23 protein-coding genes and 3 tRNA genes are annotated in these 23,832 nt (G+C 62.4%); 14 read left to right on the top strand and 12 right to left on the bottom strand.

All coding sequences use genetic code 11. The annotated features are described in order from the left end of the window. Positions 1 to 70 precede the first annotated feature (70 nt). The 6 genes from KIT08_01680 (at position 71) to rsmA (ending at position 6,814) form a co-directional block, all read left to right on the top strand. Positions 71 to 655 carry a Rieske 2Fe-2S domain-containing protein gene (locus KIT08_01680; protein ID UYN89960.1) on the top strand — a complete coding sequence of 195 codons (585 nt, stop codon included), beginning with the start codon at positions 71 to 73 and terminating at the stop codon, positions 653 to 655. 11 nt (positions 656 to 666) lie between these two features. Next, positions 667 to 2,433 (top strand): cytochrome bc complex cytochrome b subunit, encoded by a 1,767-nt coding sequence (locus KIT08_01675; protein UYN89959.1) that lies wholly within the window; start codon positions 667 to 669, stop codon positions 2,431 to 2,433. Between the two features lie 25 nt (positions 2,434 to 2,458). Beyond that, positions 2,459 to 3,259 carry a c-type cytochrome gene (locus tag KIT08_01670; protein ID UYN89958.1) on the top strand — a complete coding sequence of 267 codons (801 nt, stop codon included), beginning with the start codon at positions 2,459 to 2,461 and terminating at the stop codon, positions 3,257 to 3,259. Between the two features lie 105 nt (positions 3,260 to 3,364). Then, positions 3,365 to 4,327 (top strand): cytochrome c, encoded by a 963-nt coding sequence (locus KIT08_01665; GenBank protein UYN89957.1) that lies wholly within the window; start codon positions 3,365 to 3,367, stop codon positions 4,325 to 4,327. Positions 4,328 to 4,361: 34 nt separating this feature from the next. Continuing rightward, on the top strand, positions 4,362 to 5,759 hold the full coding sequence (locus tag KIT08_01660; GenBank protein ID UYN89956.1) for a DUF348 domain-containing protein: 1,398 nt from the start codon (positions 4,362 to 4,364) through the stop codon (positions 5,757 to 5,759). A gap of 236 nt (positions 5,760 to 5,995) precedes the next feature. Beyond that, positions 5,996 to 6,814, top strand: coding sequence for a ribosomal RNA small subunit methyltransferase A (gene rsmA / locus KIT08_01655; GenBank protein ID UYN89955.1), 819 nt, complete (start codon positions 5,996 to 5,998; stop codon positions 6,812 to 6,814). 522 nt (positions 6,815 to 7,336) lie between these two features. On the opposite strand, the gene KIT08_01650 is transcribed toward rsmA, so the two are convergent. The 4 genes from KIT08_01650 to hutI all read right to left on the bottom strand — a co-directional run bounded on the left by KIT08_01650 (position 7,337) and on the right by hutI (position 10,515). Further along, positions 7,337 to 8,122 (bottom strand): inositol monophosphatase, encoded by a 786-nt coding sequence (locus KIT08_01650; protein ID UYN89954.1) that lies wholly within the window; start codon positions 8,120 to 8,122, stop codon positions 7,337 to 7,339. Between the two features lie 299 nt (positions 8,123 to 8,421). After that, positions 8,422 to 9,051 carry an HD domain-containing protein gene (locus KIT08_01645; protein ID UYN89953.1) on the bottom strand — a complete coding sequence of 210 codons (630 nt, stop codon included), beginning with the start codon at positions 9,049 to 9,051 and terminating at the stop codon, positions 8,422 to 8,424. 20 nt (positions 9,052 to 9,071) lie between these two features. Further along, positions 9,072 to 9,254: a hypothetical protein gene (locus KIT08_01640; GenBank protein UYN89952.1), complete on the bottom strand. Its 183-nt coding sequence runs from the start codon at positions 9,252 to 9,254 to the stop codon at positions 9,072 to 9,074. Beyond that, a complete protein-coding gene (gene hutI, locus KIT08_01635) occupies positions 9,229 to 10,515 on the bottom strand; it encodes an imidazolonepropionase (GenBank protein UYN89951.1) in 1,287 nt (428 codons plus the stop codon). Before hutI ends, KIT08_01640 begins: the two co-directional genes overlap by 26 nt. A 156-nt stretch (positions 10,516 to 10,671) precedes the next feature. Between hutI and KIT08_01630 the strand changes: the two genes are divergently transcribed. From KIT08_01630 to KIT08_01615, 4 genes are read left to right on the top strand one after another with little or no spacing between them, the layout of a single operon-like run. Further along, positions 10,672 to 11,043, top strand: a complete 372-nt coding sequence (locus KIT08_01630) for a roadblock/LC7 domain-containing protein (GenBank protein UYN89950.1) — start codon at positions 10,672 to 10,674, stop codon at positions 11,041 to 11,043. Positions 11,044 to 11,049: 6 nt separating this feature from the next. Further along, positions 11,050 to 11,685, top strand: coding sequence for a 4-vinyl reductase (locus KIT08_01625; protein ID UYN89949.1), 636 nt, complete (start codon positions 11,050 to 11,052; stop codon positions 11,683 to 11,685). Between the two features lies 1 nt (position 11,686). Beyond that, positions 11,687 to 12,418 carry a polyprenol monophosphomannose synthase gene (locus KIT08_01620; GenBank protein ID UYN89948.1) on the top strand — a complete coding sequence of 244 codons (732 nt, stop codon included), beginning with the start codon at positions 11,687 to 11,689 and terminating at the stop codon, positions 12,416 to 12,418. A 28-nt stretch (positions 12,419 to 12,446) separates the two neighbouring features. Then, a complete protein-coding gene (locus KIT08_01615; protein ID UYN89947.1) occupies positions 12,447 to 13,451 on the top strand; it encodes a hypothetical protein in 1,005 nt (334 codons plus the stop codon). Between the two features lie 9 nt (positions 13,452 to 13,460). Here the strand turns inward: KIT08_01615 and KIT08_01610 are convergent, their stop codons facing one another. The 8 genes from KIT08_01610 to KIT08_01575 all read right to left on the bottom strand — a co-directional run bounded on the left by KIT08_01610 (position 13,461) and on the right by KIT08_01575 (position 19,215). Further along, entirely contained in the window at positions 13,461 to 14,063 is a 603-nt protein-coding gene (locus KIT08_01610) for a hypothetical protein (GenBank protein ID UYN89946.1), read from the bottom strand. An 8-nt stretch (positions 14,064 to 14,071) separates the two neighbouring features. After that, positions 14,072 to 14,890, bottom strand: a complete 819-nt coding sequence (surE, locus tag KIT08_01605) for a 5'/3'-nucleotidase SurE (protein ID UYN89945.1) — start codon at positions 14,888 to 14,890, stop codon at positions 14,072 to 14,074. 54 nt (positions 14,891 to 14,944) lie between these two features. Then, a complete protein-coding gene (locus KIT08_01600; protein ID UYN89944.1) occupies positions 14,945 to 16,333 on the bottom strand; it encodes an LCP family protein in 1,389 nt (462 codons plus the stop codon). Further along, a complete protein-coding gene (locus KIT08_01595; GenBank protein UYN89943.1) occupies positions 16,330 to 17,559 on the bottom strand; it encodes a hypothetical protein in 1,230 nt (409 codons plus the stop codon). Before KIT08_01595 ends, KIT08_01600 begins: the two co-directional genes overlap by 4 nt. 140 nt (positions 17,560 to 17,699) lie before the next feature. Further along, positions 17,700 to 17,772: transfer RNA gene (locus KIT08_01590), tRNA-Arg, on the bottom strand. Between the two features lie 189 nt (positions 17,773 to 17,961). Then, positions 17,962 to 18,052 (bottom strand) — tRNA-Ser (locus tag KIT08_01585). Between the two features lie 12 nt (positions 18,053 to 18,064). Further along, positions 18,065 to 18,152 (bottom strand) — tRNA-Ser (locus KIT08_01580). A gap of 52 nt (positions 18,153 to 18,204) precedes the next feature. Continuing rightward, positions 18,205 to 19,215 carry a flippase-like domain-containing protein gene (locus KIT08_01575; protein UYN89942.1) on the bottom strand — a complete coding sequence of 337 codons (1,011 nt, stop codon included), beginning with the start codon at positions 19,213 to 19,215 and terminating at the stop codon, positions 18,205 to 18,207. 160 nt (positions 19,216 to 19,375) lie between these two features. Between KIT08_01575 and KIT08_01570 the strand changes: the two genes are divergently transcribed. The 4 genes from KIT08_01570 to KIT08_01555 are packed head-to-tail and all read left to right on the top strand — an operon-like array spanning position 19,376 to position 23,822. Next, positions 19,376 to 20,560 (top strand): glycine C-acetyltransferase, encoded by a 1,185-nt coding sequence (locus KIT08_01570; GenBank protein UYN89941.1) that lies wholly within the window; start codon positions 19,376 to 19,378, stop codon positions 20,558 to 20,560. Then, positions 20,561 to 21,709, top strand: coding sequence for a dephospho-CoA kinase (gene coaE, locus KIT08_01565; protein ID UYN89940.1), 1,149 nt, complete (start codon positions 20,561 to 20,563; stop codon positions 21,707 to 21,709). Between the two features lie 2 nt (positions 21,710 to 21,711). Then, positions 21,712 to 22,590, top strand: a complete 879-nt coding sequence (gene cdaA / locus KIT08_01560; protein ID UYN89939.1) for a diadenylate cyclase CdaA — start codon at positions 21,712 to 21,714, stop codon at positions 22,588 to 22,590. Further along, positions 22,590 to 23,822 (top strand): hypothetical protein, encoded by a 1,233-nt coding sequence (locus KIT08_01555; protein UYN89938.1) that lies wholly within the window; start codon positions 22,590 to 22,592, stop codon positions 23,820 to 23,822. The genes cdaA and KIT08_01555 overlap by 1 nt, the downstream gene beginning before the upstream one ends. Positions 23,823 to 23,832 lie beyond the last annotated feature (10 nt).

Here is a 23,832-nt window from a genome sequence, read left to right as displayed (position 1 = left end):
ATATGCTTGCCCTGGGTTCAATAGTAGTGATAAAATACGCAAATACGGAAACATCTGTTAGGAGAGCCGAATGACCCAAGCTGCCGTTCCCACCGGCCAAACTGAAAACGCTCCACCGGAAGAGCAAGCCAACCCGCCGTTGAACCGCCGGGAGTTCCTGAACATTGCCTGGCTGGCCTCTTTGGGCTTCTTGACAGTTGCCCTGGGTGGCGGTGCGGTGATTTTTGGTATCCCGCGCTTCCGTGAAGGCGAGTTTGGCGGCATGTTCACCGTTGGCCGCGTGGCGGATCTTCCTCCGCAGGACGCCGGCCCGGCCAACTATCCCAAGGTGAAACTGTGGATCTCCAACAGCGCTGAGGGCCTTACCGCGCTGTACAAGGTGTGTGTGCACCTGGGCTGTATCTACGGTTGGAGTGACCAGGAGACCAAGTTCATCTGTCCCTGCCACGGCTCCCAGTACGCCCAGAATGGCGACTACATCCTAGGCCCCGCGCCGCGCAGCCTTGACCGCTTCGTCATCACCATTGAAGACGAGAACGGCAACATCCTCGCCCAAACCCCTGAGGACGGCGGCCCGGTCGCCATCCCCAATAACCCGAATGCGATTGTGCGCGTAAACACTGGCGCCAAGATCCTTGGCGAAGTTCACGGCTAAGAGCGAGAGATATGACCTTCATCAATAACATTCTCAAGCGACTCAATTACACGCAGCTCCCGCCCCGCGGTGAGTGGAAAGAGTTCATCTTCAAGCTGATCGATGAGCGCGTCCGCATCATCACCGCCGGCCTTAACCTGCGTGAGCTGCGCGCCATCATGCGTGGTGACCCGCCGACCGAGAAGCCGAACCCGCGCTACAAGGTCATCACCACCAGCTTCGTGGCCCACTTGCGCCCGCGCTATTACCCGCAGGCCGCCACCTGGTTCACGCACACCTTCCGCCTCGGTTTCTTCGTCACCTTCTTCTTCGTGGTCGAAACCATCACCGGCATTGTGCTCATGGCCTACTACGTACCGTACCCTGACCAGGCGTACGGCTCCGTGCTGGCCATCGAGAGCAATGTCTTCTTCGGCGAGCTGATGCGTGACATCCATCGCCTGGGCGCTGAGGCCATGGTGGCCTTCAGCTGGCTGCACTTGCTGCGCACCTACTTCACCGGCTCCTACAAGGGGCCGCGCTCCTTCACCTGGCTGACCGGCGTTATCTTGCTGGCCATCACCGCCTGGCTCAGCTTCACCGGTTACCTGCTGCCGTGGGACCAGTTGTCCTACTGGGCGGTGACGGTGGGTACCTCCATCACCGAGTCTGGCCCCATCGTTGGCCCAACGCTTAACCTGGTGATGCGTGGCGCGCCAGACATTGGCGCGGGCGGTCTGTTGCGTTTCTATTTGCAACACGTCATCCTCTTCCCGTTGCTGGCCATCCTGTTCATCAGCATCCACTACTACAAGGTTTCGCGTGAGCACAGCATCTCGCTGCCCGCTGTAGTAGAAGAGCTAGAGCTGCCGCCTGACAAGAAGAAGGAGTACAACCGCCGCATTGACCTCATCCCTGATCTGCTCAGCCATGAGATTTTCCTCATCGCCCTGGGCACTTTCGTGATGCTGGCCATCCTCTACTTCCGCTGGTTCCATTCCCCTCTGGAGACGCACGCCAACCCGCAGAGCACGCCGCTGGATACCAAAGCGCCGTGGTACTTCTGGTGGCTGCAAGGCATCCTTAAGATCGACCCTGCTAACATCCTCGAGAACATGCTCAACCCCATCCTCCAGCCGCTCCTGGGCCTGTTTGGGATCGAATTCACCCTGGAGCTGAGCAAGCTGCTCGACTCCAAGTTCATCATGGGCCTGATCGTGCCGCCCGTGTTGGTCGTCATCCTGGCCTTCCTGCCGTACATCGACAAGAACCCGTCACGCCTCTCCAGCAAGCGTCCGTTCGCCATTGCCTGGGGTATCGGCTGGATCTTCATCATGCTCGCCCTCAGTTACATGGGCTTGCCTGAATACGGTATCGAAACCCCCGCCGCCACCCGCGTGATTCAGGACCTTGCGCCGGAAGAGGGCGAAGGCCCCCTGCGTGAGATACCCTACGCAGAGCTTGAATATGCCCACGGTGTCTACACAGTGGGTGAGGACTACGGGCGTGACCTGTGTCCGGGCTTGGCCTACCAGCCTGACCATGACAAGCCTGAAGACGTCGTCATCGGCTGCCCGCATCTGACCGCTGTGTTCGAGCAGTTCGGTGAGCGCTTGCGTGTCGCTGAAGCGGACGGCCGCCTGCCTGACTTGGTGGCCCGCATCGTCGTCGAGCAGTTCCAGCCCGGCATGGTGCGCGTTACCCCGCAGGTGGAATGGTCTGACCCTGAAACCGGCGAGCCCAAGGCCTACGAACATACATACTTCCTGCATGAGAACCGCGTTCTGGGTTCCCATTAGTAGGGTACGAGGAGAGTAAGCACACATGAAACGCGTTCAACTCGAGATCGTACTCGGCACCATCTTCGTCCTGCTCAGCGCGGCCATCGTCATCATTCTGGGCATCCGCGAACCGCAACGCCTGGCAGACTATGTCTTGCAGCAGCGCGGCCGCCAGATCGAATTTGGCGCCGCCGTCTTCCAGAACAACTGCACCGCCTGCCATGGCAGCCAGGGGCAGGGCATCACCGGCATCGCTCCCAGCCTGCGCGATGAGCACTTCTTCACTGAGCGCTTGTCTGAGATCGGCTGGGGCAGCACCCTGGAGGACTACATCGTCTCTGTGGTCACCACCGGTCGCCAGGTGTCCACCCGCCCGCAGTACGTGGGCGGCGGCACCCCGGCCATGCCCACCTGGTCTGAGCGTTTCGGCGGCCCCCTGCGTGATGACCAGATCCGCGCCGTTGCCGCCTTCATCATGAACTTTGAGCAGTACGCCCTCGGCGAACTGCCCACGCCCGTCGCCATCGGCCCGGTCGTGGACGAGTCCACGCCGGAAGGCCGCGGCCAGGCCCTCTTCACCCAGGCCGGCTGTGTCGCCTGTCACACCATCCAGGGCATCAGCACCGCCACGGTTGGCCCGGCCCTCGACGGCCTGGCCGGCCGCGCCGGCAACACCGTCTCGGGCCTCACCGCCGAGGAGTACATCCACGAATCCATCGTGGATCCGAATGCGCACATCGTTTCCGGCTACAGCCCGGATGTGATGCCCCAGAACTTCGCCGAGATCCTGACCGAAGAGCAGATCAACGACCTGGTCGCCTTCCTCATGGATCGCACGCAATAAGCCCTAAACCAACCCATACCAAGCGCCCCTTCATTATGAAGGGGCGCTTGTGTATGTGCACGAGACGCAAAAATCACGGATGTTATACTGGCTGTTCCCGCTGCAATGAGACGTATCCTGGCCTTTACCTTCTTTGCCTTGCTGGCTGCACTGTGCCTTGTGGCCGCCGGGCGCGCCTGGTCGGCCCAGGTGGTGGGCGATGCCGTGCGGGGGGGCCGTATCTACGACAACTGGATCGTTACCGTAGACCAGCCAGCCCCCACAGCCAGTCACCCCCTCTGGCAGACCCAGGAAAACAACCGCCGCAGCGGCGCCGTCACCTGGCTGTGCACCGAATGCCACGGCTGGGACTATAAGGGCGCTGATGGCGCCTACGGCCTGTACTCCAGCCACTACACCGGCTTCACCGGCGTTCTGGGCATGGTCGGCGCCAGCCAACAGGATGTGCTCGAATGGTTCAACGGCACCGCCAACACCTCGCATGACTTTGGCCGCTATTTTGATGCCACCTCCATAATGGACCTGGTGGCATTTCTGCGCACCCGCCAGATCGATACCAACCTGCTCATCGATCGCTTCACCGGCCGTTCACTGGGCGATCCGCAACAAGGAGCCGGTCTCTACGAGAGCACCTGCGCCAGCTGCCACGGCGATCAGGGTGCCGAGATCAACTTCGGCACCGACGCAGACCCGCTCTACCTGGCGGATATGACCGTCGTAGACCCCTGGCGCAGCGTGCACAAGATCCGCTTCGGCACCCCGCTCGACTTGCGTATGCCCGCCACCGAAGAGCTGGGCTGGTCGCTCACTCGCGTGGCCGACGTGCTGGCCTATGCCCAGACCCTGCAGCGCGGCAATCCCTCGCTGCGGCCGTTCAGCGCCTCGGCCACCGGTCCGGTGCTCGAGAGCCAGGGCAACATCCGCCCGCTGGTCTGGGCATCTTCGATCCTGCTGCTGATCGTGCTCGCTGGCGTGGCGTACGACTTTTACCAGCAGCGCAACCCCACGCCGCAGACCCGCAATGGCGGCAGCCAGCCCAAAACAGGCAAAACCAGCCACAAACATTGAGCCTGCTCTTAGCTGGCTTGGGTACACTTTCCCTATGAAGTTGAAGCGCATTCATTGGCTCGCCCTCGGCGGCCTGCTGTTGGCCGCCATCGCTGTGGGCGCCTATGCCTTGCAGACCCGCACGGTCACCGTGCTGGCCGATGGCCGCGTCCAGCAGATCAGCACCCGCGCCCTCACCGTTAGCAGTGCCCTGGCCGAGCTCGGCATCCAGCTCCACAGCCAGGACGGCGTGACCCCTGCCCGCTGGATGCCTTTGCGCAGTGACCAGGTCATCGCCGTGCAGCGCGCCGCCCGCGTCCAGCTCTACGCCGACGGGCAGCGCTTCACCGCCACCACCGGGGAGAAAGACCCCGCCGAGGTACTCGACGCCCTTGGCGTCGAGCTCGGCCCCGCTGATACTCTGCTGCTGGCCGGGCAGCCGCTGCCCGCCGGGCAGCCGCTGCCGGAGGCCGCCGTGCTGGTGCTTGAAGTCCGCCGCCCGCATATCGTGACCCTCCAGATGGACGACCAGACCCAGCAGTTCCAAAGTTCGGCCGCCACCCTGGGCGAAGCCCTGACGCAAAACGGTGTTGAGTTGAGCAACGCTGACCGCCTCAGCCCCGCGCCCGAAACCCCGCTGGATGGCGCGCTCAGCGCCACGCTCGTGCGCGCTCGCCCGCTCACCATCCTGCTTGGCGAGCGCAGCCTGGCGCTGCACAGCGCCGCCGCCAGCGTGGGCGAAGCCCTGGCCCAGGCTGGCATTGCCCTGGTGGGCGAGGATTACAGCCGGCCCGCCGAAGACCAGGCGGTGCCGCAGGATGGCAGTATCCGTGTGGTGCGCGTCACCGAAACAGTCCAGCTGGTGCAAGAGATCATTCCCCACGCCACCCAATGGCAGCCGGATGCCACCGCCGATCTCGACACCATCTCAGTTGTCCAGTTGGGGCAGGATGGCGTGCAGGCCAGCCGCGTGCGTGTGCGCTACGAGGACGGCGTCGAAGTCGACCGCCAGACGGAAGCCGAGCGCGTGCTGGTGCAGCCGCTCGACCAGATCAATGGCTATGGCACCAACATCGTCATCCGCACCGCCGTGGTGGATGGCATCACCATCGAGTATTACCGCGCCATCCAGGTCTACGCCACTTCGTATTCGCCTTGTCGCTCTGGTGTGCCCAATCAATGCTTCCACGGCACTTCGCACGGTCTGGGTTCACCTCGCCGCGGCATCATTGCCACTTGGTACAACTGGTACATTGCCCTCGGTGGTCACACAGTCTATGTGCCCGGCTACGGCGCCGGCATCATCGCCGACGTGGGCGCCTACCGTGACCGCAGCGTGCCCTGGATCGATCTCGCTTTCACCGACGCCGACTACGAGCCCTGGGCCACTTACGTCACTCTCTACTTCACCACCCCCGTGCCGCCAGACGTGCCGCTGGTCTGGCCGCCATAAACTAGCGTGTGTCCTGAGCGGTTTTCTAGACCAAACACCGGGACGCTGGAGCCCGACTAGCGAAGGATCCTCGCTGGCAAGTCTTCCGTGTGGCGCTTGAAGTCAGCACGCCTTAATCCCCTCTTTGCGAGGATGTGAGGCGGCCTAGCCGGTGATCAACGAAGCAATCTGCAATCTCTGCTAACTATCCTTCCGCCCCGCGTTGCGAAGCAACGCAGCCTCCTTATAATTGCCCCATGCTCTCCCCCCTCAATGTCCCTGCACTTTTGCGCGCTCATGGTCTGCGTCCCAACAAGCGCCTCGGCCAGAACTTCCTGGTAGACGAGGTCCACCTGGCTCACATCGTCAGCGCCGCCGGGGTGGGGCCGGGCGATGAGGTGCTCGAGATCGGCGCCGGCCTCGGCTCGCTGACCCGCCACCTGGCGGCCGCCGCCGGCCGCGTGGTGGCAGTGGAGCTCGACGCCGCGCTGCTGTCGCCTTTGCAAAGTACGCTGCAGGGCCTCGACAATGTGCAGGTCTTGCACGCCGATATCTTTGATGTTGCCATCGCCGAGCATTTCACGCGAGATGGTTTCCTCGTCGTCGCCAACATCCCCTATTACTTGACCTCGAACCTCATCCGCCACCTGCTCGAGAGTCGCCCGCGGCCCGCTCGCCTGGCGCTCACCGTCCAGCTGGAGCTAGCCCAGCGCGCCTGCGCCAGCGCGCCCGATCTTTCCCTCTTGGCCCTCAGCGTGCAGCTATACGGCAAGCCGCGCCTGGCCCACCACATCCCCGCCGGCGCTTTCTACCCTGTGCCCAATGTCGACTCAGCCCTGTTGCTGGTCGAGCTCTACGATCAGCCCCTGCTACCCTGGGAGCAGATCGACCCCTTCTTCCGCATTGCCAAAGCCGCCTTCGCCCAGAAGCGCAAAACGCTGGCCAACTCCTTGGCCAGCGTCTGGCCCAAGGCCGAAGCCGCCAGCCGCCTGCAGGCGGCTGGCATTGACCCCATGCGCCGCCCCCAAACCCTCACCATCGAGGAGTGGGGTCGCCTGCTGGTTGCCAAGCCTTGATCGCGTGCATCCCGAGCGCAGCGAGGGATCCTCGCTGCCAAACACGCTAACTGGACGAGAAACGCAAGTCCACTCACGTGGGGCGGGTCTTAGACCCGCCCTTGTTTTTACACTCCCTTTGTCATTCCGAACGAGCCGCGCAGCGGCGAGGAGGAATCCGTTAGCGGCTAATAGGGAAGCGTTCACATCTGGTCGAATGCCACCGTGTCATTCTGAGCCGAAGGCCAATAATCCCCGCCGCGCCAATTTCAAACACTCGCACATCGGAATAAACACCAACAAAGACCCTTCGCTGGCCTGGCCTCTGCGTCCTGATGTAGCTCTACTCACTCGCTCAGCGTGTCACGTTGCTTGCGTAGGGGCGGGTCTCAGACCCGCCCTCCGTTTTGCTGTCATTGCGAGGACGTGAAGCGGCGTAGCCGCTGAGCAACGAAGCAATCCAGCTGCACACTGAGAGATGGTTGCCTAGCCAACCCCAGCGATTAACAGATTAGTAGATTGCTTCTGATTTTTTGCTACCTACTACCCAGCGGCCATCTCCTTCAACACCCCCAACATCTCCGCATACACCCCCGGCCCCGCCGCCAGCACCCCGTTCTGCTCGCGCAAGAACTCTGTCTGGCCCAGAACCCCGCTCGCCACGCCGCCCGCCTCCTGCACCAGCAAGGCGCCCGCCGCCAGATCCCACGCGCTCAGCTTCAGCTGCCAATAACCATCCAGGCGGCCGGCCGCCACGTAGCACATGTCCAGCGCGGCCGAGCCCAGGCGGCGCACGCCCTGGCTCAGGCGTGAGAAGCGCTCAAACTCTGCAAAGTTGTTGCGTGGGTTGGTACGCACATCGTAGGGGAAGCCGGTCACCAGCAAACTTTCCCGCAGCGAAGGCGGGTTGCTCACCTGGATCCTCTCGCCGTTCAGCCACGCGCCCTGGCCGCGTTCGGCGCTGAACAGCTCGTTCGCCATTGGGTCATACACCGCGGCCAACTGCAGTTGGCCGCGGTGTTCATAGGCGATCGATATACAGAACGTCCGCATGCCGTGCGCATAGTTCAGCGTGCCGTCCAGCGGGTCCACGAACCAGGTGTGCTCCGCGTTGCCGCTGCGCTCGCCGCTCTCTTCGCTAAAAATGCTGTGTTCGGGGAAGTGGCGCATGATTTCGCCCAATATCAGCGCTTCCGAGGCGCGGTCCACTTCGGTCACCAGGTCCGCTTCACCTTTGTATTCGATCTGGTGTTGTTGGCCGTAGCCAGTGCGCAAAATTTCGCCGGCGCGGCGTGCCAGATCTTCTATGTAAGCCAGGGTGGGGTGCATGCGCAGGTTATACCATCCTCTGTCCAGCAGCTTGACGCGTCGTGCGATTTTGGTGTGTTGTAAGTGATTGTGAATATGATGCCAGCCCACTTGCCAGCGGGGGAGTACAGCTCGTTCACACAAGGGAGAGAAAGTTGTTAGTAATAAATTTTGACCCCCACCCAGTTTCGCGCAATAACTTCTTATTTGCCGCTCACCGGGCTGTCAAGCCGCTTGAACCATTAAGGACGACGCCCCCGCCATTTTTAACCGTGATGATGATCAAAGGTTTTTAGGCACTAGCCGTAGTGAAGCTCACGCTAAAACTGACCGCGCGCTTCTTTCGCCAACTGCTCAAAATACGTGTTCAAAAATTCCTGGCGCTGCGCCCCGATCGCCTTGGCCGTCGGCGTGTTCAGGCGCTCAATGATCTTGCTCAGCTTGAACAAATACTCATGGTACGAGCTGTGCGTCTCGCCTTCGGCCTTCTCGCCGGTCTCCGTGAAATGCTCAGACGGCTCGGCGAAGAACGGCCATTCCATCACCACATCATAGGCCAGCGTGCGCGCCACACCGTAGGCGCCGATCACATCCAGCTTGTCGGCGTCGAACACCACCTTGGCTTCCAGCGTCTCCGGCCGCTCCGTGCCGCGGAAGCGGTGAGCGCGGATGCAATGCTGCACCGCCGCAATGCGCGCTGGCGGCCAGCCCTCAGCCGCCAGCACCCCGGCGGCAAACTCGGCCCCACTTTCCTGGTGGTCAGCCCGCGTCTCACCGCCGGTCTGCCCGCTGGCGTCGTGCAGCAGCACCGCCGCCCGCACGATCTCGATGTCAGCGCCTTCGCGCTCGGCCAGGTGCTCGGCCGCCCGCAAGACGCGCAAAATGTGATCAAAGCCATGCACCGGGTCGTAAGCAGGGTACCAGGCGCGGGCTTGATCGATTGTAGGCATAAGTGAGGGTTCTCGTTTTCTTACCGGGCGATGTAGTAAATAACGCCCAGCAGTATAACGCCAACCACTCCAAAGAAAACGGCGCGCATGGCCAGTTTGATGATGGCGCGCAGGATAACCACAGACAGGCCGATCACCAGGATCAGGGCCAGCAGGGCGTATGGCGCGGGCATGCCGCTAAACAGGTTTTGAAGAAGGCTCATGTTGCCAACTGTGCACCGGGTACGGCGCTCCTTTCTTGTACACGGTATGTACAAGATTGGTGCCAAATCGGTACCCAAGTTGGCGGTAATCGGCCACATCCAGCACCAGCAGGTCGGCCTGCTTGCCGGGCTCCAGCGAGCCCAGCCGCTTGGCCGCGCCGATGGCGGCGGCGGCGTTGATAGTGGTAGCGGCGATGGCCTCAGCCTGGGTCAACTTGAGCTGGCGGCAGGCCAGTGCCAGGGTGAACTGCAAGCTCTCGCACCAGGCCGTGCCTGGGTTCAGGTCGCCGCCTATGGCCAGCAGGCCGCCGGCTGCAATAATCTTGCGCGCCGGCGCAAAGTGAGTCTCCGCCAGTCCGAACGGCGTGTTGGGCAGCGCCACGCCCACGGTTGGGCTGGCGGCCAGCGCGGCGATCTCTGCGTCAGAGATCGCCACCAAATGGTCCACCGAGGCTGCGCCTAGCTCGATCGCCAGCGCCGTGCCGCCCAGGTTGTCGAACTCGTCGGCATGCACCTTGAGCGGGAAGCCGTGCGCCTTGGCCGCCTCTAGCATCAGGCGCGTTTGCGCCAGGTTGAAGGCGCCGGTTTCACAGAACACATCAAAGAAGGGCAGGGGGCGGTCGGCGGCGTTGGTTCCCCACCAGCGTTTGAGTTCCGGGAGCCAATGCTGAGCCAGCTCCTGCGCGTAATCGCCGGAGCGGTTCTTGAATTCGGCGGGGATGGCGTGCGCCCCCAGGAATGTGATCGCCAGCTCCCATGGACCTTGTGCGTCCAGATCCAGCAAGACTTGCAGCAGGCGCAGCTCGCTCTCCAGGCTCAGGCCGTAGCCGCTCTTGGCCTCGATCGTGGCACTGCCGTGCGCAAACATGCGCTGCAGGCGCGCCTCGGTCTCGGCGTGCAATTGCTCCGGCGTGGCGGCACGTGTGGCCCGCACGGTGGAGAGGATGCCGCCGCCAGCCGCCAGCACTTCAAGGTAGCTCTTGCCTTGCTGGCGCAGTTCGAACTCGGCCGCCCGGTCGCCGGCCCACACCGGGTGGCTGTGGGAATCAACGAAGGCCGGCATAACAGCCCGCCCGCTGGCGTCGTGGCGCGGCTCGTCCGGATGCGCCGCGAGCAGCTCGGCGCTGGGGCCAACCGCCACTATGCGCCCCTCGCGCAGCAGCACGGCGCCATCTTCGATGATGCCCAGGCTGCCCAACGCCGTACCGCGTTGCGGCCCTCCGGCCAGGGTAAGTACTTGGGAGGCAGAATGGATCAGCATGGAGAGAAGTATACGCTGAGCCTACTTGCAGGATTGGTAAAGGAATCAGAGATTGAGATTAGTTTCTAGCTGTGAGCAGATTGTTGACAGCTGACTACTACCGCTGCTGTCAAGTGTTGACTGCCAACTGTCTCCGTGCTAGAGTTACCCGTCTTTATGAGCACCTCACGCACGCAGCAACTCAACGAACGCCTGCATCAACTGCTCACCAGCACGCCTGAGATTGAGGGCGCCGCCCTGGTGAGTGATGACGGCTTGATCATCTCGTCAGTCCTGGCCCCGCCGGCTGACGAAGACCGCGTGGCGGCCATGTCTGCCGCAATGCTCTCGCTCGGCGAGCGCATTGCGCGTGAGCTGGGCCGTGGTTCGCTAGAGCAGGTGTATATCAAGGGTGGCAACGGTTTCGCCTTGCTCACCGCCGCCAATCCCAATACCGTCCTGACCATCATGGCCAGTAACGAGGCCCGCCTGGGTCTGCTACTGTTGGAGCTGCGTAAAGTGGTGGCTGATCTGCAGCCCTTGCTCTAGTGCCGCATGCAAGCCCTCACGCCCAGCGGCTACTACCTGCCCAATCGTTTTGCCCGCATTGCCCTCGAGACCACCGAAGAACTGGTATCCGGCCGCGCCGTGATGCAAGCCTTACTGGAGGGCGCCGGCCTGGCCGATCTGGTGCAGAACTATCCGCCGGCCAATCTGGAGCGCGGCTTTGATTTCGCCCACTTCGCTGCTCTCAACCTGGGCATGGAAACCCTGTACGGGCCCAAGGGTGGCCGCGGCCTGGCCCTGCGCGTAGGTCGCCTCACTTTCGAACGGGCGCTGAGCAGCTTCGGCGCGCTGGCCGGCACGGCGGATGCCGCCTTCCGCGTGCTGCCGCTCGGCCTCAAGCTGCGCATCGGCCTCGCTGCACTGGCGCGCATCTTCAGCGAGATCAGTGACCAGGCCAGCAGCCTGCAGGAGCATCCGCATGAGCTGCACTTTGTGGTGCAGCGCAACGCGGTATGCTGGGGCCGCAGCGGCGAGGAGAAGCCGGTGTGCTTCTTCATGGTCGGCCTACTGCAGGAGGCGGCCCACAACCTCTCCGGCCGGGAATTGCGCGTAGACGAAGCGGAGTGCTGCGCCCAAGGGTACAAGGAATGCCGCTTCGTGATACACAAGGACTCATCCAATTAGCATGAAGATCACCATCATCATCCCCACCTATAACGAAGCCGAGAACCTACCCTTGCTGGTCGAAGCCATCCAGGCGCAGAAGGTGCCCGGCCTGCACATCCTGATCGTGGATGATATGAGCCCCGACAGCACTGGCGAGATTGCCGACGGGCTGGCCCAGCAGTACAAGAACATGGAAGTCTTGCATCGCCAAGGTCCGCGAGGCCTGGGCCGCGCTTACATCTATGGTTTTGAGCATGTGCTGCGCGGCGATTCTGATGTCATCGGCCAGATGGATTGCGATTTCTCGCACCCGCCTGCGAAGCTGCCCGAGCTGGTGGCCAAGCTGGCCGAATGCGATCTGGCGCTGGGCTCGCGCTATATCCCCGGCGGCTCAGTGGATGAGAAGTGGCCGCTGTGGCGCAAAGCGCTCTCGCGGTGGGGCAACTTCTACGCCCGCACCATCCTGGGCCTGCCGGTCAAGGATGTCACTGGCGCCTTCCGCCTGTGGCGTCGTGAACTGCTGGAGAAAGTACCCTTCTCACAGGTCGTCTCCAGCGGATATGTATTCTTGTATGAGATCCTGTACTTGGCCCACCGCGCCGGCGCCCGCTTTGGCGAAGTGCCCTTCTACTTTGCTGACCGTAAGTTTGGCCAGTCCAAGATGCGCTTCGGTGTGCAGATCGAGGCGGCCCTGCGCGTGTGGCAGGTGCGCTGGCGCTACCGCAACTGGCGGCCGGGTGCACAGCCCTAGAGTCTGGCTCGCGGTCGGCGCGCTGCTGTTGGCCGCCGCCCTGTTTGTCTTCGCGTTCTCCACTTTGCCCCTAGAAAACTCTGGCTTGGCGATCGACTGGAAGGTCTTTTGGCATGCAACCCATGCGTTCCAGATTGACTACAGCAGTCAGCTAGTCTTTACTCCTCCGTGGGGGCTGGCGATGTTGTGGCCGCTCAGCTGGATGCCACTGGCAGCCAGCTGGGGTTTGGTGGCGTTAGTCACTTTATGCACGCTGGTTCTTGCGGCTGTGCGCCATTCTGCTGAGCGGCGCAGCCTATGGGCCGGCGTATTGTTGTGCGCGAGCTATCCTGCTGTTCGCCAGTTAGCGGATGGAAACATCGAATTCCTCGTCATTGCCGGCGCAATGCTGCTCCTGTGGGCCTTGCCACGCCAGCATGTTGGCGCATTTGCTCTGGGAGCCCTAATGTGCAGCTCAAAGCTGCAAGAAAGCTGGTTACTTTTAGCGATCGTGGGGCTGATAGCTTGGCGGCAGTGGCCCGTGCATAGCTTTTTACGAATGCTGGTTTGCGCTCTTGTTCCCGCGTTTATGTTTTTTGCCTGGCGCGGCTCAGCTTGGCTTGACGCGCTGGAGGTTTTCCCTTTTGCTGGAACACAGATCGATGCCAGTTTGCACGCAGTGGCCGCCAGGCTCGGTTTGCCTGCAGGCGTATATGTGGCAGCTTTGGTGGCTATGCTGGCAGGGGTGTTTGCTATAGTTCGCCGTTCAGGTTGGCAACTGGACCCCTTACAAGCGGGTAGCCTGCTGGCAGCCGGCCTGCTGCTGGCGCCCTATGCTGCCAGCAATAGCGTGCTCGGCCCCTTGGCGCTGGCCGTGCCGGTTGGGTTGTCTCGCGGAACTCGGGGGGTGCTGCTGCTTGCAGCGGCGAATCTGCCGTACCTTCTGATAGGCAGTGCTGAATGGCGCCTGACGCAGGAATCTAACTACTGGGCTTTGGTGTTGATGCTGGTATTTGTTTCTGGACTGATTCCCGCAACGAAAACTAAAAACTGACGACTACTATTAGCGGACAGCTTCAAGAGTCAGCATTGTTCCTTGAGGATAAATGAATAGAAAGTTCTTCCACCAGGCTAGCAGCTGCTCTTCGGTCCAGCGTTTTGGGTTCTGCTCGCGGGGATAGCCGGGGTCGAGCATCAGCCAGTGCGGTGCGCTGTATTCCAGGGGGATGACGGCGTGCGGAATGCCGGTGCTACCCAAGCCATAGATCATCGTCGGCTGGCCTGCATCCAGCGCGGCGCGCAATTCGTCTACCGTTTGGCCGGTGCGCAGCACCGGATGCCACGGAAAGCTGAGCCCGTCCTTATGCAGTTTGCGGGCGTAGGCCCGCAAGCCCCACAGGGCGGCCAGCGGGTGCGTGGCTCCGCCGGGGCCGGGGAACCAGGCCGGGAAGCGCGGAAAGCGGAACGGGATGCGGTCTAAAAAGCGGCCCAACTCAGCGGCCGCCAAGCTGAAGCCTGGCTGGCCGCTGCGGCGGGCCGCCATGGTGGTGAGCGTGGTCATGGCGCACAGGGCGCATTCGTTGGGGTTGGGGTGGCTGCCATCGTATTGGTATTGGTGCACCTGCAAAGTTTCAGGCAGGCTCAACGGAGCGGATGGCTTGCTCATGCCGCGAGCTACTCTTCGCGCAGCGATTTCTCCAGCGCGGCAAAATCTACGCGGGCGGTCAGATCCAGGCTGATGGGCGTAACGGCTACTTTGCCAGCGATGAGCGTGGCATGCACGTCAGTGCCGGGGGCGAAGATGCTGGTGTCGGTCGGCTCTGCATAACCGGTGGAGCCGGGCTCAGCCCATGATTTGCGCTGCGGCGCGGTGGCTGCGTAGAAGCGCATGCGCGAAAGGCGGGTCAACTCCCAGGGTGTGTGGATGCTGGCCTTGGCCGGCACTTCGATCTTGAGCACCTGCATGTCCTCAGGGAATTGCCGTGTCAGCAGTTTCTGCGCAAAGTAAGTTGTGAAATAGGCGGCCGGCTTGAAGTCGATCTCAGTGGAGTGGGTGAGGTGGTACTTATGCTCGGTCTCCAGTGAGACGGCCAGGGCTGGCGCGCCGTAGGACGCACCCTCTAACGCGGCGCCCACAGTGCCAGAAATGGTGACGCCCGTGCCAAAGTTGGTGCCGTAATTGACGCCAGCCACCACCAGATCGGGCTTGAAAGGCGGCATGATCTCGAGAATGGCGTGTTGCACCACCTGGGCAGGCGTGCCGCCCACGGCGTAGATGGTCCACTCGTTGCCGTGGACTGTCAGCGTCTGGGTGGTGATGATGCCGTCTGAGCTGTTGGGCATGCTGCGGCCCATGCCAGAGGATTGCTCACGTGGGGCAGCTACCCATACATAGCCGAGCGCAGAGAGCGCTTCGGCCGCGGCCCACAGGCCGGGGGAGTTGATGCCGTCATCGTTGGTCAATAAGATTTGGGGTCGGTCTTTGTTTTCCATGAACGTTGAATTGTAACAGCCGCCATACGGCGGCCTGTTTGTGGGATGTAAGGACTAGGGAAGCGAATTGTTATTGGCCCAGTCGCTGCCCAAGCGAATTTCTATCTCGTAGGCGTGGCTGGGGTCAAATTCGTGCAGGATGCGGCTGGTGGGGATGCCCATCAGATCAGCCAGGAAGGTGAGCGTGTGCGGATTGCCGGTGTGGTCCACCAACACGGTTTGGTTGCTGGCGGGGCCGCTGCTGATCTGCACCACCTGTGCGCCGAGGCTGTTGAGATATTGCTGCGTGCGAGACGCAAGGCTGCTGTTGCCGCTGCCATCCTGAATGCCGATCACTGGAGCTTCGGCCGCCATGCGCTCAGCCGGGCTGCCCGGCGTCAGCGGGCTGAGGGCGCCGTTGGTGAAGATGCTGTCACGCAGGGCATGAATGCGGTCAGGGATCGGGATGAGGATCGCCAGATCATCGGGCGAGTTGCCGTAGATGACGTCCTGCTCGCCGATGACGCCGTAAGCGATCTCCTGGCGCGGGATCTGTGCTGCCAGCACGGCCAGCTGGATGGCATCCGTGAGGCTGAGGTTGGTGCGAATACCGCTGGAGAGCTCGGCGTAGATGGCCGGCGCATTGGCGACCAGACCGGGCAGTAAGTTGAACTCCATGATGCGGTCACGAATACCCAGCACGATCTGCTGCTGGCGCTCGGCGCGGGCAAAGTCTCCGCCGCCAGAATGACGGTCGCGTGCATAGGCCAGCGCCAGGTCTCCTGGTAGCACCTGTACGCCTGGCTGCAGATGCAGCGGGGCGCGCTCCCCAAGTGGGTCGATGAGAATGCGCTCAGGCACATCTATTTTGACGCCGCCCAGCAGATCAATGAAGCGCACAAAGGCACTGAAGTCGATCTGGGCGTAATAGTCGATGGGCACGCCGATGGTTTGCTCCACCGTGCGGCGCGCCAGCTCCGGCCCGCCGCCGGGCACCTTGTATAGCTCGCCGAAGTAGTAAGCCGTGTTTATTTTCTGTGGCGTGAATCCAGGGATGACCGCCCACAGGTCACGCGGGATGGACAGCATGCCGGCGGTCTTGCTGACTGGATCCACACTGAGCAGCATCATTGAATCGGTGCGTGAGGGACCCTGGCCAGCAGACCAATCGCGATAGTCCAAGCCCATGATGAGGATGGTGACGCGCTCGGCGCCGTCCCAGGCTGGAGGCAGCACGATGTCAGGACTGCCCTGGATGATGTCTTGCGCGTCGACTTGCTCTGTGGGGCTGGCCGCAATGTTGGGGAGGCCGAATAAGCCGGTAGGCGCTGAGCCGAAATACAACGACCACGAGTATGCGGTGGGGATGGCGACCGCGGACAGGGCAATGAACAGCGCCAGGCCGATCAGCACGGCACGGCGGTTGGCGCGGATGAAAGGGAGCGGGTTGAGGCGGCGCATCATGGCGTCACCGGCGTTGCGGTGGCTGTGGGGGAAGGGGTCAGCGTTGCAGACGGAGTAAAGGTCATGGACGGAGTGAATGTCATCGAGGGGGTTTCTGTCATGGTGGCTGTGCCCGGCGAAGCCGGTGTATCGGTGACAGTTAGCACGCTTGTGCCGGTTGGCGTGCGCGTAGCTGTACCCGTGGCAGTGGGGGTTTCGCTTGGCCCCAGGCACTGGATGTATGCATGCTCTGCGGTGGGCTGGAGCGCGGCATCGTCGCGGGCGGCCAGGGCTTGCTGATAGGCCTCGCTGGAATCACACCATGACTCGTCTTTGGCCAACTGATCAGCCCAATGCACCAGCGACTGCCAGTAGCGATAGAAAGCGGAGTTACCCTGAGCGTCGCGCAGATCAGGCGCCATGCCGACCAGTTGGCCGTAGTAGTAGGCGGCGTCTTGCGGGTAGGCCAGCCAGAAGGCATTGCCATACAGGTAAAGGCGCGCCCACTGGCGATAATTGTTGGCCTGGGCATCCAGCGGGCCAAAGTTCTCAGCCAGCGAGAAGTCGTACAGCCCAGGCTCAAATAGGCCCTGTTGGGTGATCTCTTGTACGCCGCGGTTGCGCAGGGCGGCGTAGAGCATGCCGTCTACGTCTGCAGTGAAATAGGCAGGGTCGGCTTTGCGCAGCGCCAGCAGGGCGTCAATGACTGCGCTCCACTCACGCGCCACAAAATGCTGGCGAGCGACCTGCAGCAGTTCTTCCTTGGGCCGCGGGTCCACTGTGGGGGTGGGGCTGGGCTGCATGGCCGCGGCCGTCGGCGCCTCGGGTGTGCTTTGCAGAATCTGGAGCACTTCGATCAGCTTGACGCCGGTATCCAGAAAACGCTGGTTCTGCTGGTAGATGAACTCCAGGCGCTGGCGCGCCAGATCATAGCGGCCGGCCGCCATGTCTTCCATCGCCAGGTTGTATTGCTCCAGCATGTACATACCCGCCTGCATCGTGGCAGTGGCATGCATCACGGCGCGTCCTTCGCTCCAGCCGAACGCGGCACTGGCGGAGCTCACCAGCAGCAGGGCCGCAACTAGGCACAGGGCAATGGCTGCCCATGGGGCGCGTAGCCATGCAAAACGCTGGCGTTGAGCTCGCTGGGGCTTTTGCGGCGGCTGGCCGCCGGGCTGCGGGCGGGTGGGCGCTGTAGGGCTGCGCTTCGAAGGCTGGGTGGATTCAGGATCGCGGTTGAAGGACATACAGAGTTGACTCGATTGTACAGGCTTTGGTTCCCAATTGCAGGAAGCGAGCCAGCTGGCAATAAAACCAAAGACCGCCGTAGAAACGGCGGTCTTTGGAAACGTTGCGAAGCAACGTTAAAGGCTGCGAAGCAGCCTAGCGCTCTCGGCGCGACTCGAACACGCGACCCCTTGCTCCGCAAGCAAGTGCTCTATCCACTGAGCTACGAGAGCTAGTGCGAGGGCGGCTTCGCCGCCCTCGCACTCTGGAGTTCGCAAAAGCAGCGAACTCCACGCGTGAGCGAAAAACCAGACCTCGTTAGCTGAGTTTGTCCCCTTGCAAAGGGTTCATTTTGTATGAACTCCAGTGCAAGGTTTCTGACTCGGCGGCGAATTGTACCGCTTAGTGCGGCCAATCCCAGGCGGGGAGGGAGGGATTTGAACCCTCGTCCGGAGAAACCTCCGGAACCCACTTAGCAGGCGGGCGCACTAGACCGGGCTATGCGACCTCCCCGTATTGCTCAGGCGGAGGGAGAGGGATTCGAACCCCCGGTAGGTCGGAGACCTACAGCGGTTTTCAAGACCGCCGCCTTAAGCCACTCGGCCATCCCTCCCATACCGCAAGAACGGTTGAGCGGCACATTTTACCATGTTCACAAACGAAAATTAAGAGCTTGTGGGAAATGGCTTGCGGATCTGCAGGAACTGAAAACTAAGGAAGCCAAACAGCAGCGGTAGCCAGAAGGTGAGCACGCGATAGCTGAGCGTGATCACCGCGGCCTGCTCCAGCGGCACGAACATCGAAGTCAGCGTCAGGGTCAGCACGCCCTCCACCACGCCCACGCCGGCCGGCGTGGGCGAGACGATGAGGAACAGGTAGGCGATGGCGAAGCCGGCGATCAGGGTGCCGATCGAGATCGGCGCCTGGAAGGCCAGGAACACTGCAGTCAGCACACACAGCAACATGCCCTTGCTCAGCAGGGCGTAGAAGAGCGGCTTCAGTAGCTTGCGTGGCTGGCGCGCCGAGTGCAGGCCTGCGGCGATGTCATGGGCGAACTGCTCGGCACGGTCCTCTGAAATGGTTTTGCGCTTGGTGAAAGGCGAGCTGAGCTTGTTGGTGGTGCGGGCGATCCAGCGCAGAAAGTGGCCCAGCGCTTTGGGGGCGCGCATCCCCAGATACAGGATCACCAGCAGGATGGCGGTCATCACCATTAACACACCCGAGGCGGCCAGCTCCGGGCCGGTGATATCGTCGCGGCGGAAGAGCACGATCAGGCCCAGCACGAGGTACAGCGCAAAGCCGGCGTACTCGAACAGCACGAATAGCGCACCGGCCACGGTGGCGTGCGCTGAGGGTAGCCGCCGCCGGCGGGCGTCAGAGATCAGAACCGCCATGCCGCTCATGCCCATTGAGGGCGCTACCACGTTCACGAAGTTGGCGGCCGCCGCCAGGGGCACCAACGGCGCCACCGGGCGCTCCACGCCCAGGGCGGCGAAGACGGCCTGGTAGGTGGCGGCGGTGCACAGCAGCCAGGCGGCGATGAAGACCAGCGCCAGGCCTATGAAGCGCCAATCGCTGTGTTGCAACACATCCACGATGGCGTCAAACTGGGTGAAATGGTTGAGGAGAAACAGCACCCCCAGGAGCAGCGCCAGACCGATCAGCAAATTGCGCATGACCTCGTGATTATACAGGCGCAGTTTTGTAGGCGCGCATTTAGCCGCAACCGGGCTGTATGCGGGGCATAGATGAGTGCCTGAGCGTATAATAAGAATCGTTGCAAGCGCGCGTCGCAACCCCACGGCGCGAGTTTAATTTCATATATGAAGGAGCTCAATGGCCGATAAGCTTGCCTGGATAGGTGAAGAATTACAGGCCCTGCGTGATGCAGGCCTGTATAACCATATCCGCACATTGGGCTCCCCACAGGGCGCCTGGCTGCAGGTGGACGGCCAGCGCGTACTCAACTTCTGCTCCAACAATTATCTGGGCCTCGCCAACCACCCGCGGCTACTCGCCGCCGCCGAGGCGGCCATGCGCAAGTATGGCCTCGGCCCGGCCGCCGTGCGCAGCATTGCTGGCACCATGGACCTGCATGTCGAGCTGGACAAGCGCATGGCCGCCTTCAAAGGCGTTGAAGCCGCCATTACATTGCAGTCCGGCTTCACCGCCAACCTGGCCGTACTGCCAGCCCTGGTGGGTAAGGAAGACGCCATCTTCTCAGATGAGCTCAACCACGCCAGCATCATTGACGGCAGCCGCTTGTCGGGCGCTACCATCATCCGCTACAAGCATTGCGACCCGGCCGACTTGCAGCGTGTGCTGGCTGAGCGCCGCGGCGAGTTCCGCCGTGCCCTGGTGGTGACCGATGGCGTGTTCAGCATGGATGGCGATATTGCCCCGCTGCCAGAGATCTATGCGGTCACCAGCCAGGCCGATGCGATCCTGATGGTGGATGACGCCCACGGCGAAGGCGTGCTGGGCAAGGGCGGGCGCGGCATTGTGGACCACTTTGATCTGCACGGCAAGGTGGATGTAGAGGTGGGAACATTCTCCAAGGCCTTCGGAGTCGTTGGCGGCGTGGTGGCGGGCAATGCCCGCATTGTGGAATGGCTGCGCCAGCGCGGCCGCCCGTTCCTGTTCTCCTCGGCCATGACCGTGCCGGATGTGGCCGCCTGCCTGGCCGCGGTGGATTTGCTCGAGGAATCCAGCGAGCTGGTTGAGCGCTTGTGGGCCAACACCGAGTTTTTCAAGAAAGAGATGGAGGCCCTGGGCTTTGACACTGGCAAGAGCGTCACGCCGATCACTCCTGTGATGTTGGGGGATGAGCAGCTGGCACAGAAATTCAGCAGGGCCATGTTCGAGGCTGGCGTGTTCGCCATGGCCATCGCTTTCCCCACCGTGCCGCGCGGCACGGCCCGCCTGCGCGTCATGATCTCGGCCGCGCACAGTTCGGCTGACCTGGAGCATGGCCTGCAGGCGTTTGCGGATGTGGGCCGCAAGCTGGGAGTGATCCGCTAAATGAGCGCCTGGCCCGGCAAGTTCGTCATTGGCCTCACCGGCAACATCGCCACCGGCAAGAGCGTGGTGCGCCGCATGCTGGAGCATGCCGGCGCGTTTGGCATCGATGCCGACGCGCTCTCGCACCGCGCCATTGAGCAAAACGGGCCGGGGTATGCGGCGGTGGTGCAGAGCTTTGGAAAATACATCGTCAAAGACGACGGCGAGATCGACCGTAAGAAGCTGGGCCAGATCGTTTTTGCTGACCCACAAGCCCTTAAGCTGCTCGAGAGCATTATTCACCCCATCGTACGCGAAGGGGTTGACCACCTGGCGCGGCTCAGCCCGCACCAGGTCATCGTGATCGAAGCCATCAAGCTGCTCGAGTCGCCATTGCGCCAGATGTGCGACGCCATCTGGGTGGTCACTGCGGCTGAGGCCGTGCAGCTGGCCCGTCTCAAACATAAGCGCGGCATGGATATTGACGAGGCACGCCAGCGCATGGCCAGCCAGTCGCCGCAAGCTGAGAAGGCCGCCCAGGCCGATACCGTGATCGATAACAGTGCTTCCATTGAACTCACCTGGCAACAGGTCAAGGATGCGTGGCGCAAACTGTTCCCGCACGCCACCGGCGAGACGGTGCCGACCCGCTTGCGCGGGGCGGTTACCGCCGGGCTGGCCAATGGCATGCAGGTCATGCGCGCCCGCCCGCGCCAGGCCGAGGATATTGCCGGCTTTATCAACGCCAACAATGGCACGGGCAAACTGCTGCCCGCCCAGGTGGTGAATGCGTTTGGCGAGAAAGCTTTCCTGCTGCTGCACACATTGGATGGGTTGAAAGCCCTGCTGGGCTGGAAGGTGGAGAACCTGGTGGCGCGCGTGGATGACTTCCATCTGGAGCGCGGTCTGGACCACACCGAATACATTCCCTTCCTCGTTAGCGAAGTCGAGCAGGCCTCGCGCGAATTGCAGTGCGAGGTCATATTGCTGTTCGTGGCCCCGGCGCTGGCTGCCCAACGTGACCTTTGGCTGGGCCTTGGCTACGAGGAGCGCCTGCCGAGCGAATTGAGCGTGGGCGCCTGGCAGGAGGCGGCTCAGGAATCGGCTACCGCGGGCAGTGTGATGTTGTTCAAGCAACTACGGGCTGACAGGGTGCTGCGGCCCATTTAGCTATGCGTAATCTTTTTGACGAGCTCACTTTTATTCTGCAACGCCTCAGCCTGGCCAGCTTTGTTGACCTGGCGCTGGTGACGCTGATCATTTTTGCGGTGCTGCTCTTTATTCGTAACACCCGTGCCATGGTGTTGCTGCGCGGCTTTTTGCTGCTGTATGTCGTCATCAGCCTGTTCACCGTCATCTTTGAGCTGCCCGCCTTCTCCTGGTTAGTGCGCAACTCCGTGCCCGCCATCCTGGTGGCTATCCCGGTCATCTTCGCCCCCGAGATCCGCCGCGTGCTGGAGCGCTTTGGCCGCGCCAGCACCATCCTCAGCGGGCGTGGGCGCCAGGGCGCCGGGCGCGATGTGATCCAATCGCTGACCCACGCTGCCATCCGCCTATCGGAGCGCCGCTTCGGCGCCCTGATCGTGCTGCAACGCCTCGACAGCCTGGAGGAGTATGTGGAAACCGGCGTGGCCATGGGCGCCCAGGTGACACCTGAACTGCTGCTGCAGATCTTCTATCCCAATACGCCTCTGCATGATGGCGCAGCGATCATTGCGGGTGATAGCGTTATTGGCGCGTCGTGCGTGATGCCGCTGTCCTCCAGCGGTGTGCTGTCGGAGAGCGCTGAGCGCCGCATGGGCCTGCGCCACCGCGCTGCCCTGGGTACTTCGGAGATCAGTGACGCCGTAGCGCTGGTGGTCTCGGAGGAAACGGGCGCGATCTCAGTGGCTTTTGGAGGACGCATGATCCAGCGCCTGGGCCGCGAACGCCTCGAAGGCGTGCTGCGCGCCTTCTATCGCCCCGTAGAATCCGAAAGCGTAGTCGAGCGCTTCCTGGCCCGCTATCTGCCGTTCCTGCTGCCTGACCCGCCTGAGGAGTCGGAGAGCTGATGCTACGCCTCTTGCTGCAGCGCCTGTGGTCCAACATCGGCACGCTGATGCTGGCCTTCCTGCTCGCCTTCGCGGTGTGGATGTCGGCCGTCGTGGCGGCGGATCCCAACGAAGTGCGCGATTACCCGGCGCCCCTGGCGCTGGAAGTGCGCGGGCTGGATCCCAGCCTGCTGTTGATCGGCTCGCCGCCATCTGAGGTCAGCGTGCGCCTGGGCGCGCCCAGCTCGCTATGGCAGCAGTTGGTGGCCCAGCCGCGCCCGGTCAGCGCTTATATTGATCTGACCGGCCTGACCGAAGGCGAACACACGGTAGACATCGAGATCGAGTCAGACCTGCGGCCTATCCGCGTGGTCAGCCTCTCGCCGATGCAGGTGCAGATCACGCTGGAGCCGCGGGCAGTGCGCGATATTCCCATCACCGCTCAACTGCAAGGCCAGCTGGCCCTCGGCTTCCAGCTTGACGGAGTGACCCTGGAGCCAAGCAGCGCCACGGTGATCGGCCCCCTGAGTTTGATGGCGCAGGTGGCAGGGCTGCAGGCTCCGTTGGATATAAACCAGGCGCGCGAGTCGATCAGCACCAGTGTGGCGCTACGCGCCGTGGATGCCAATGGGGTTGTGCTCAGCGGACTTACGATTGAGCCGGCTGAAGCCCGGCTGGAAGTCAGCATTTTGCAATCCGGCGGGTATCGCGATGTCGCCGTCAAGGTTGAGACGATTGGCCAGCCCGCCAGCGGCTTCCGTGTTACGGATATTTCCGTTTCGCCGCCGGTGGTGACGCTATTCTCGGCTGACCCGCAGGTGGTGGCTGATCTGCCCGGCTTCGTCAGCACCCAACCGCTGGACCTCACCAACCTGAACGATGACCTGGAGACGCGCTTGCTGTTGGACCTGCCGCCAGGCGTGATCGTGGTCAGCGAAGAGCAGGATGTGCAAGTGACGATCGGTATTGCCCCAGTGGAGAGCAGCGTGCTGCTCAATCTGAATGTGGAAGTGGTCGGTTTGCCAAGCAATCGCACGGCCACCCTGTCGCCTGAGAGCGTGAGCGTCATCATCTCCGGCCCGCTTTCGGTCTTGCAGAACCTCTCGCCGGCCGAGATCCGCCTGGTGGTCAATGTCAACGGCCTGGCGCTCGGTACGCACATGCTGGAGCCGGTGGCCGAAGAGTTGCCCACTGGCGTACAGGTCCTCTCGATCACGCCAAGCTCTATTGAAGTTGTGCTTGCGCGCAGATAAGCGAAAAATT

The sequence above is a fragment of the Anaerolineales bacterium genome (genome assembly GCA_025808555.1).
Classification (GTDB): Bacteria; Chloroflexota; Anaerolineae; order Anaerolineales; family UBA11579; genus JAMCZK01.
This window is presented reverse-complemented; position numbering and strand designations above follow the sequence as displayed.